Below are 10,191 nucleotides of genomic sequence, written 5' to 3'. Positions count from 1 at the left end.
GCCTCCTCGATGAGGGTTTCCACGATCTTCGACTCCGGGACGGTCTTGATGACCTCGCCCTTGACGAAGATCTGGCCCTTGCCGTTGCCGGAGGCCACGCCCAGGTCGGCCTCACGGGCCTCGCCGGGACCGTTCACCACACAGCCCATGACCGCGACACGGAGGGGAACCTCCATGCCGGTCAGGCCCGCGGTGACCTCCTCGGCCAGCTTGTACACGTCGACCTGGGCGCGGCCGCAGGACGGGCAGGAGACGATCTCCAGGCCGCGCTGCTTCAGGTTCAGGGACTCCAGGATCTGGAGGCCGACCTTGACCTCCTCCGCGGGCGGGGCCGAGAGGGAGACGCGGATCGTGTCGCCGATGCCCTCGGAGAGCAGCGCGCCGAAGGCGACGGCCGACTTGATCGTGCCCTGGAAGGCGGGGCCCGCCTCGGTCACGCCGAGGTGGAGCGGGTAGTCGCACTGGGCGGCCAGCTGCCGGTAGGCCTCGATCATCACGACCGGGTCGTTGTGCTTCACCGAGATCTTGATGTCGCGGAAGTCGTGCTCCTCGAAGAGGGACGCCTCCCACAGGGCCGACTCCACCAGCGCCTCGGGGGTGGCCTTGCCGTACTTCTGCAGCAGACGGCGGTCCAGGGAGCCCGCGTTCACGCCGATGCGGATCGGGGTGCCGTGGTCCTTCGCGGCGCGCGCGATCTCCTTCACCTTGTCGTCGAACTGCTTGATGTTGCCCGGGTTCACCCGGACCGCCGCACAACCCGCCTCGATCGCCGCGAACACGTACTTCGGCTGGAAGTGGATGTCCGCGATCACCGGGATCTGCGACTTGCGGGCGATGGTCGCCAGCGCGTCGGCGTCGTCCTGCGTCGGGCAGGCGACCCGGACGATCTGGCAGCCGGACGCGGTCAGCTCCGCGATCTGCTGCAGCGTCGAGCCGATGTCCGACGTCCGCGTCGTCGTCATGGACTGCACGGACACCGGGGCCCCGCCGCCGACGGGTACCGCGCCCACCTGGATCTGGCGCGACACCCGCCGGGGCGCGAGCGCCCGCGGCGGTACCTCGGGAACGCCCAGGGATACGGCGGTCACGGCCTCACTCCCGGTTTCCCGAGACGGTCTCGCGCATGGCCCGCAGGGACTCCTTGAGGGAGCCCATGGTGGCGAGGACGGCGGTGGGCTCGTAGCCGCAGTGCGCCATGCAGTTGGCGCAGCGCGGGTCCTTGCCGCGGCCGTACTTGTCCCAGTCGGTGTCCTCGATGAGTTCGCGGTACGTGGGCACGTAGCCGTCGCTCATCAGGTAGCAGGGGCGCTGCCAGCCGAAGAGGGAGTAGTTGGGGATGGCCCAGGCGGTGCAGGGGAAGTCGACCTTGCCCTCCAGGAAGTCCAGGAAGAGCGGGGAGTGGTTGAGCCGCCAGCGCCTGCGGTTGCCGCCGGAGAAGGCCTTCTTGAACAGCTCGCGGGTCTGCTCGACGCCGAGGAAGTGCTCCTGGTCGGGCGCCTTCTCGTAGGCGTAGGCGGGCGAGATCATCATCTCGTCCACCTTGAGGTCGTCGTTGAGGAAGTTGAGGACCTCGACGATGGTCTGCGGGGTGTCGGTGTTGAAGAACGTGGAGTTGGTGGTGACGCGGAAGCCGCGTCGCTGGGCCTCCTTGATGGCCTCCACGGCCTCGTCGAACACGCCCTCCTTGGCCACGGACTCGTCGTGCCGCTCGCGCAGTCCGTCGATGTGCACCGCGAAGGCGAAGTAGGGCGACGGGGTGAACTTGTCCATCTTCTTGCGCAGCAGCATGGCGTTGGTGCACAGGAAGACGTACTTGCGCTTGGCGACCAGCTGGCGCACGATCTCGTCGATCTGCGGGTGCATCAGCGGCTCGCCGCCGGCGATGGACACCATCGGCGCGCCGGACTCCAGCACCGCGCCCACGGCCTGGGCGACGGGCATCCGCTGCTTGAGCACCCCCGCAGGGTGCTGGATCTTGCCGCAGCCCTCGCACTTCAGGTTACAGGCGAAGAGCGGTTCGAGCTCGACGATCAGCGGGAACTTGTCCCGCCTGCGGAGCTTCTGTTCCGCCAGGTACGTAGCAACCTTGATGGACTGACGCAACGGCATGGCCATCTGGCTCACCTCCGGGGGAGCGGCAAGGAACGGTGCCATTCGAAAAACGCGGGAAGTACGGAACGCAGCACGCGGAAGGCCGATATTCCACCGCGTACCGTTCCGATGCGGACGAGTTCATGTTCAGGAGCGTCCACGACCACCCGTACGGCCGCAACCGGGCGGCTGCCCGCGCGGACGGCGGTGAGCAGGGTGGCGGCCGACTCCATGTCCACGGCGATGGCGCCGGTGGCCAGGAGGTCGGCGCGCTCCGGGCCGCGCACCACGTGGTCGGAGCCGGTCAGGGGGCCGGTGTGGACGGTACGGCCGGGCAGGGCCCGGGTCAGCTCCTTGACGAGCAGATCGGTGCGTACGCACGGCACGGTGCCGCGCGGGTCTCGGGTCTCCTCGGCGACCACGAGGTCGCCGGGGTGCATTCCGGGCGCGAGCCCGGCACAGAAGCCGGTGGCCAGTACGGCGGCGTCGGCCAGGTCCGGGGTGGCCAGCATCCGGCCGACGGCGCGCTCCGCCGCGCGCGGGCCCATGCCCGTGCGGACGACGGTGGGCCGGCTGTCGCCGCCGCCGCGTTCGCCGGTGCGCAGCGCGAGGCGTTCGATGCCGAGCGCGCAGGCGATCAGCAGCGGTGCCGGGGCGGGCCGGTTACTCATTCAGCGGCCCTCGGCTCCGGCGTGCCTGCCTCCTGCGGTGGCGAGGGGTGCCCTGTCGAAGGGGTCGCCGTGGAGATAGCGGCCGAGTGCGGTGAGCGGGAACACCTGCCGGTAGAGGTGGTAGTTGATGGAGAAGTCCCAGGGGAAGCCGGTGCCGGTGAAGTGGGGCTCGTCCCAGGAGCCGTCCTCGCGCTGGGTCTCGGCGAGCCAGCGGACGCCGCGTTCGACGGCCTTGGCGTCCTTCTCCCCGGCCGCGAGGAGGGCCATGAGGGCCCAGGCGGTCTGGGAGGCGGTGGAGGTGCCGCGGCCGCTCCACTCCGTGACGTGTTTGTAGGAGCGCAGGTCCTCGCCCCAGCCGCCGTCGTCGTTCTGGACGCGTTCCAGCCAGGCGACGGCGCGGCGGATCGCCGGGTGCGAGGCGGGGAGTCCGGCGGCGGTGAGGGCGGGGACGACGGAGCCGGTGCCGTAGACGTAGTTGACGCCCCAGCGGCCGAACCACGAGCCGTCGGCCTCCTGTTCGGCCAGCAGCCAGTCGATGCCGCGCCGGGTGCGCGGGTCGTGGGCGAGTCCCTCGGCGGCGAGCATCTCGACGACGTGCGCGGTGACGTCGGCGGAGGGCGGGTCGATGACCTCGCCGAAGTCGCAGAAGGGCAGCCGGTTGGGGAACGGGCTGGTGTTGTCGACGTCGAAGGCGCCCCAGGCGCCGTTCTTCGACTGCATGCCGAGGTTCCAGCGCACGGCGCGGCCGATCGCCCCGTCCACGCGGGCGGGTTGGGGGTGGCGGACCCGGCGCAGGGCGAGGACGACCTCGGCGGTGTCGTCGATGTCGGGGTAGTTGTCGTTGTGGAACTCGAACGCCCAGCCGCCGGGCGGCAGTTGGGGGCGTTTGACGGCCCAGTCGCCGGGTCGGCGGATCTCCTCGCCGAGCATCCAGTCGACGGCCTTGACCAACTGGGGGTGGTCGGCGGGGAGTCCGGCGTCGGCCAGGGCGATGGCGGCGAGGCAGGTGTCCCACACCGGGGACTGGCAGGCCTCGATCATGCGGGAGCCGTCCTCGCGCCAGATGGCGAAGCGGTCGAGGGACTCCAACCCGGCGCGCATGACGGGGTGTTCGAGGTCGTAGCCGAGCAGGTGCAGGGCGATGACCGAGTACACGGCGGGGGGCTGGATGCCGCCCCAGCAGCCGTCGTTCTCCTGGCGTTCGACGATCCAGCGGGCGGCGGTGCCGATCGCGGCGTCGCGTAGACGGCGCGGTACGGCCCGGCGCAGCTTGTGCACCATGCGGTCCAGGCGCTGGAAGGCGCCGTCCCAACTGGCCAGCGGCGCGAAGGGCTTGGGCGGGTTGGGGTGGGCCGGGTCGGTGTGCAGCTCGTCCAGCGCGAAGGGCGCGGGGCGCACCGGGCGCTTGGCGGAGACGATGGTGAGCGGCACGATGGTCTGCCGCGCCCAGCAGCCGAAGTCGTAGATGTTGAGCGGGAGCCAGGTGGGGAACCAGATGAGTTCCGGGGGGAGTTCGGGCAGGTCCTCCCACTTCCACCAGCCGAACAGGGCGAGCCAGATCCGGGTGAAGACGCGGGCGGAGGCGATGCCGCCGTGCTCGCGGACCCAGGCGGAGGCGCGGGCCATGTGGGGGTCGTCGGGGGCGTCTCCGGCCAGGCGCAGGGCGACGTACGCCTCGATGGTGGCGGAGAGTTCGCCGGGGCCGCCGTAGAAGGTGGCCCAGGCGCCGTCCGCGCGCTGCTCGCCCCGGATGTGGAGGGCGGCGGCGTGGGTGGTGGCCTCGTCGCGGATGCCGAGGAACTGGCGCAGGAGCAGGTCCTCGGCGTCCATGGTGACGTTGGTCTCCAGGTCGCCCTTCCACCAGCCCTCGGGGTCCTGCCCGGCGAGCAGGTGGTCCGTGGCACGGCGGACGGCGCGTTCGGCGGCCTCGGGTACCCCGGCCGCCCCGGGGGTGGTGCTGTCGGATTCGCTGGCCGCGTCGGCACGGCGGGGCGGAATCGTCGCCCCGGTGCTTCCGTCGGTCGTCGCTGTCATGGCTTCCCCTTCGTGCAGTCGTACGAGTCGTGCTGCTGCGGGTCCGCCGTCGGCCGGTGTGGGTCATCGCGCCGCACCGGCCGGCGACTACGCGAGGGCTATTCGGCCGATAGTGATCATCTCTTCCTGACGACGACGAAGTCGGCGAGCGCCGTGAAGGCGGCCCGCACCCGGTCGGGCATGTCGACGGCGTGGAGGGCCTCGACGGCGACGGCGTGCTGGCGCCGGGCCTCGTCCGCCGTCCACTCGCGGCCGCCCGCCTCCTCGATGAGGGCGGCGCGGGCCGCGAACTCGGCCTCGGAGAAGTTCGCGAAGTCGCTGCTCTTGGCGTCGGCGGCGAGGATCTCGCCGAGGCGCTCGGAGGCGGGGCCGCCCGCGGCGAGCGCGGCGACGACGGGCAGGGACTTCTTGCGCTGGCGCAGGTCGCTCCAGGTCTGCTTGCCGGTGGACTCGGGGTCGCCCCAGATGCCGAGCAGGTCGTCGACGGCCTGGAAGGCGAGGCCGAGGTGGTAGCCGTACCGTTCCAGCGCGTCGGCGGTGGCGTCGTCGGCGCCGCCGAGGACCGCACCGATGGAGGAGGCGCAGGCGAGCAGGGCGCCGGTCTTGTTGCCCTCCATCTCCAGGCACTCCTCGACGCTGACGCGGTCGCGGTGCTCGTAGGAGATGTCCTGGGCCTGGCCGTCGATCAGGGCGCGGGTGGCGGTGGTGAGGCGGCGGGTGGCGCGGCCCGCCTCGACCGTGCCGAGTTCCAGCAGGAGTTCGTTGCCGAGGGCGAAGAGGGCGTCGCCGACCAGGATGGCCTGGGCGGGGCCGTGCACCTTCCACACGGTGTCGCGGTGGCGGCGCTGCTCGTCGCCGTCCATCAGGTCGTCGTGCAGCAGCGAGAAGTTGTGGACCAGCTCGACGGCGACGGCGCCGGGCACGCCGACCTCGGGGGCGGCGCCGGTGACCTCGGCGGAGAGGACCGCGAGCGCGGGGCGTACGGCCTTGCCGCCGTCGCCCTCGGCCGGGTTGCCCGCCGCGTCGATCCAGCCGAAGTGGTAGGCGGCGACGGTGTCCATGGGCGGCGCCAGCCGGTCGACGGCCGCGCGCAGGACCGGGGTGGCCAGGGTGCGGCCGCGCTCCAGCAGCGCGGTCACGTCCACCGCGTCTGCGGCGGTCGAGGCCGGGGGCGGCACAGTGGGCACAGTCTCTCCTCTTGTTGCGGTACCGGGGGTGCGGGGCCGGCCCGCGTGCTCCTGATCGAGCATCACGCCGCCTCCTCGAGAGCGAAGAGGTGACGGGGGCGGGGGCGGCCGAGGGCGCCGAGGGCGGCGTCGGCCGCGCTCACGCCGCTGCGGACCGCACTCTCCATGGTCGCGGGCCACCCGGTGGCGGTCCACGCTCCGGCCAGGTACAGGCCGGATGCCTTGGTGCGGGCGCCGGGCCGCAGCCGTCCGACGCCGGGGGCGGGGGCGAACGTGGCGGTGCGCTCCCGGGTCACGAAGAAGTCCCGCACGCGGGCGGCGCGGGTGCCGGGGATGAGCCGCTCCAGCTCGGGCAGATAGCGCTCGCGCAGCTCGGCGACGGGGGTGTCGATCTCGTCCTGGGCGGCCGACTGGGACAACGCCAGATACTGGCCGTCCGTCAGCCCGGAGGCGGCGGTGCGGTCGAAGACCCACTGCACGGGCGAGCCGAGCGCGGCGAAGAAGGGCCGGGCGAGGACGCGGCGGTCGTACACCACATGGACGTTGAGGATCGGGGCGGTGCCGATGCGCAGCAGCCGGCCGGGGTCGTCGAGGGCGCCGGGCGGCAGCAGGTCGTGCGCCTCGCGCTGGGGTACGGCGAGGACGACGGCGTCGGCGTCGAGCGTCTCGCCGGGAACCTGAACGCTCCAGCCTCCGTTTCCGTTCTGGGAGAGGGAGGTGACGCGTGTACGGACCTCGGTGCGCACGCCCGCGGAGTCGAGCGCCTTGCGGGCCAGCCGGTCGTGCAGTTCGCCCAGCGGGACATGGGCCCAGCCGATGTCGGCCGCGCCCGGGTCGGACAGCAGACCGGTCTTGAACACCATCGCGGCGAGTCCCAGCGAGGCGTCGCCCGCGACCGCGTTGAGGGTGGCGACACCGACCAGGTCCCACAGGGCCTCGACGGCGCGCGCCGACTGGCCGTGCGCGGCCAGCCAGTCGCCGAAGTCCCGCTCGTCCAGGGCCGGATCGGTGAGGTCGAGTCCCTTGAGCGCGAGCGCGGCCCGCCCGACCGCGGCACGCTCGGCGAGCGAGAGGTGCGGATAGGCGGCCAGGCTGCGCCCCAGGTGGAGGGGGACGGGCAGCGGGTCGCGCCGCAGCCTGCCGAGCCGCCTGCCCTCGGGCTTGTCGGCGTCCACGACGGGTACGTCGAGACGGTCCTGCAGCGGTGCCAGCGCCGCGCCCTCGATGCGGTCGAGGAACCAGCGGTAGGCGGTGCAGCAGCGCAGGTAGACGTGCTGGCCGTTGTCCACGGTCAGTTCGCCGCGCTGGAAGGAGAAAGCGAGGCCGCCGAGGCGGGGCCTGCCTTCGAGGAGGGTGACGCGGACGCCCGCGTCGGCGAGGGCGAGGGCCGCGGTGGTCCCGGCGAGGCCGCCGCCGACCACGACGGCGTGCCGGGACGTGCCGTCCGCGGGTGCCGGAGGGCCGGAGTGCGCCTGTGCGGGACGTGCGCCGTCGCTCATCGTGCGTCCTTCCGTGCGTGCCGCGCGTGCTGGTTGAACGGTGCACGCTCGGCCGTCGCAGTCAGGGACGCCACGCCGCAGTCCGGGGTTGCCCGCCCTCTCGGACGGGTGGAGCCCGCCTCGTCCGCCGGGGCCATCAGGCGCGCCTCCTGACGCTCTGGCGGGTGACGTGCCGGGTGTCGAGCCCGGACAGGCCGCGCACGGCGACGTACGCCTTCTCGCGGCCGGGCAGCGAGACACGGCCGCGCAGCACGGCCTCGGGGTCGCGCTCGATGCGGTCGAGCAGGCGGCGGTAGATGCCGGCCATGGCGGCGACGCAGGCGCCGCTGCGCCGGTCGAGCATGGGCAGCAGCCGGTAGCCCTCGGCGAACAGGGCGCGGGCGCGGCGGACCTCGAAGTGGACGAGGCCCGCGAAGTCGGAGCCCTCGGGCGGGGTGGGTCCGGCGAACCCGGCCGAGCAGCCGAACTTGGCGAGGTCGTCGGAGGGCAGATAGGTGCGGCCGCCCTCGGCGTCCTCGCGGACGTCGCGGAGGATGTTGGTGAGCTGGAGGGCGAGGCCGAGGGTGTCGGCGTACTCGGGGGCGCGTTCGGCGCCGCGGGCGCCGGGTTCGGTGCCGAAGACGCCGAGCGAGAGGCGTCCGATGGCTCCGGCGACGCAGCGGCAGTAGCCCTTGAGGTCGTCCCAGGTCTCGTAGGTCTGGCCGCGCACGTCCATCTGGACGCCGTCGATCAGCTCGTCCAGACCGCCGAGCGGGATCGGGAAGACACGGGCGGCGTCCGCGAGGGCGACGGCCACCGGGTCGGTGTCGTCCTCCTCGACCTCGCCCGCGTGGACGCGGGTGAGCAGCGCCCTGGTCTCCTCCAGGCGCGCGACCTTCACGTCGTCGGGCAGCTCGCCGTCGCCGATGTCGTCCACGCGCCGGGAGAAGGCGTAGAGCGCGGACATGGCGCGGCGCTTGGGCGTGGGCAGAAGCCGGATGCCGTAGGCGAAGTTGCGGGCCTGCTGGCCGGTGACCGTCTCGCAGTAGCGGTAGGCGGCGAGTACCGGTGCGGACACGTGCGGTGAGGACTCCACGGCCCGGATCACCCCTCTCCTCGCAGGGTCACGCCCACCTCGCGCAGCAGCTGGAGCCTGCCGGGTCTGGGAGGGCCGGGAAGGACGTCGAATCCGGCGGCGGCGATCGCGTCGACCGCCGCCCTTCCCCCCGCCACGAACCCCGCGAGCAGCAGCTTGAGCCTGCCGTGGACGCTACCCACGAGGGGGGCGCCTTCATTCAGCAGTTCGCGGGCGCGTTGTGCTTCGAACGCGACCAGCGCGCGCACCGATGCGCCGGCGCTCCCTGCGGTGAGGTCGGATTCCTGGACGTGGAAGCGCTTCATGTCCTCTGCGGGCAGATAGATCCGGTCGCGGCCGAGGTCCTCGGCGACGTCCTGGAGGTGTTCGACGATCTGCAGTGCGGTGCAGATCGCGTCGGACAGACGGACCCGCTCGGGCGTCGTCGTGCCGGTGACGGCGAGGACGAGGCGGCCGACGGGGTTGGCGGACAGTTCGCAGTAGGCGCGCAGGTCGTCGTACGTCTCGTAGCGCTTGACGAGCTGGTCCTGGCGGTTGGCGGCGATCAGGCCGAGGAAGGGCTCGGGGCTGATGCGGCAGCGGCGCACGGTGGGCTGCAGGCGTCGCAGCAGCGGGTGGCGCGGAGTGGCGTCGAAGACGCGGCGCAGGTCGGCCTCGAAGGCGTCGAGGACGGCGAGGCGGTCCTTGGCGTCGGACTCGGGGACGCCGAGGACCCGGGCGTCGGCGCCGCCGGGGGCGAGGTCGCCGTCACCGATGTCGTCGACGAGGCGGGCGAAGCCGTAGACGGCCATGAGGTCGTCGCGCCAGGCGCGCGGCAGGAAGAAAGGGGCCACGGGGAAGTTCTCGCTCGTGGCCTTGTCCAGCGTGGCGCGTTCCAGTGCCGTCGCCGTGTCGGTTCCCGTCACCGCGCGCTGCCCGGGGCGGGGACGGCACATGCTGCGCTGAGCTGGGGAGTTTCCGTAGCCATTGCCGTCACATCTCCCGTTCTACACTGCGGAACCGATACACACTATTTCGGACACGCCGCCTGCCCTCCGGGGGAGGTCGCCCGGCGGAGGGTGTCGCGCATTATCGCCCTACTTGCCGGTTTCCGGCACCGGTACAGCTTACGTTGTACAACGCGACAGGGTTCGCCGGGGTGTCCGGCGCATCACAACAACACACCGATTGGCGTCAAGATTCCTACGCACGGCCGGAGTTGACGCTTCTTTTGCAGACGCCGGGCCCCGCCGGAGAAGTTCCGGCGGGGCCCGGGGCCGCTCGGGTCACTTGCCCGTGAACTTCTCGTACTCCTTGAGGACCTCTTCGGTGGGTCCGTCCATGCGGAGTTCGCCGCGCTCCAGCCAGAGGACGCGGTCGCAGGTGTCGCGGATCGAGTTGTTGTTGTGGCTGACGAGGAAGACCGTTCCGGCCTCCTTGCGCAGCTCGCGGATGCGTTCCTCGGAGCGCTTCTGGAACTTGCGGTCGCCGGTGGCCAGGGCCTCGTCGATCATGAGGACGTCGTGGTCCTTGGCGGCCGCGATGGAGAAGCGGAGCCGGGCGGACATGCCGGAGGAGTAGGTGCGCATCGGCAGGGTGATGAAGTCGCCCTTCTCGTTGATGCCGGAGAAGTCGACGATGTCCTGGTAGCGCTC

8 protein-coding genes and 1 pseudogene are annotated in these 10,191 nt (G+C 72.1%); all 9 read right to left on the bottom strand.

Annotation, left to right across the window (positions count from 1 at the left end; translation table 11 throughout):
• The coding region (ispG, locus tag GTW40_RS26340; protein ID WP_161182653.1) for a flavodoxin-dependent (E)-4-hydroxy-3-methylbut-2-enyl-diphosphate synthase at positions 1 to 1,088 on the bottom strand (1,088 nt) is incomplete at its 3' end.
• A 4-nt stretch (positions 1,089 to 1,092) separates the two neighbouring features.
• Positions 1,093 to 2,115, bottom strand: a complete 1,023-nt coding sequence (gene hpnH, locus GTW40_RS26335) for an adenosyl-hopene transferase HpnH (RefSeq protein ID WP_161182652.1) — start codon at positions 2,113 to 2,115, stop codon at positions 1,093 to 1,095.
• A gap of 5 nt (positions 2,116 to 2,120) precedes the next feature.
• Positions 2,121 to 2,762: a 1-hydroxy-2-methyl-2-butenyl 4-diphosphate reductase gene (locus GTW40_RS26330; protein ID WP_161182651.1), complete on the bottom strand. Its 642-nt coding sequence runs from the start codon at positions 2,760 to 2,762 to the stop codon at positions 2,121 to 2,123.
• Positions 2,763 to 4,796 (bottom strand): squalene--hopene cyclase, encoded by a 2,034-nt coding sequence (gene shc / locus GTW40_RS26325; RefSeq protein WP_161182650.1) that lies wholly within the window; start codon positions 4,794 to 4,796, stop codon positions 2,763 to 2,765.
• 116 nt (positions 4,797 to 4,912) lie between these two features.
• Entirely contained in the window at positions 4,913 to 6,046 is a 1,134-nt protein-coding gene (locus GTW40_RS26320) for a polyprenyl synthetase family protein (RefSeq protein WP_161182654.1), read from the bottom strand.
• On the bottom strand, positions 6,046 to 7,482 hold the full coding sequence (gene hpnE / locus GTW40_RS26315; protein WP_161182649.1) for a hydroxysqualene dehydroxylase HpnE: 1,437 nt from the start codon (positions 7,480 to 7,482) through the stop codon (positions 6,046 to 6,048). The genes GTW40_RS26320 and hpnE overlap by 1 nt, the downstream gene beginning before the upstream one ends.
• A gap of 136 nt (positions 7,483 to 7,618) precedes the next feature.
• Complete coding sequence (gene hpnD / locus GTW40_RS26310) at positions 7,619 to 8,569, bottom strand: presqualene diphosphate synthase HpnD (protein ID WP_161182648.1); 951 nt, start codon at positions 8,567 to 8,569, stop codon at positions 7,619 to 7,621.
• Positions 8,566 to 9,492 carry a squalene synthase HpnC gene (hpnC, locus tag GTW40_RS26305; RefSeq protein WP_202486450.1) on the bottom strand — a complete coding sequence of 309 codons (927 nt, stop codon included), beginning with the start codon at positions 9,490 to 9,492 and terminating at the stop codon, positions 8,566 to 8,568. Before hpnC ends, hpnD begins: the two co-directional genes overlap by 4 nt.
• Positions 9,493 to 9,822: 330 nt before the next feature.
• Positions 9,823 to 10,191, bottom strand: a pseudogene (locus tag GTW40_RS26300) (ABC transporter ATP-binding protein); the annotation flags it as partial.

It is taken from the genome of Streptomyces sp. SID4985 (genome assembly GCF_009863025.1).
Classification (GTDB): Bacteria; Actinomycetota; Actinomycetes; order Streptomycetales; family Streptomycetaceae; genus Streptomyces.
The sequence above is the reverse complement of the archived record's forward strand: the minus strand, read 5'-3'. Positions and strand labels throughout refer to the sequence as shown.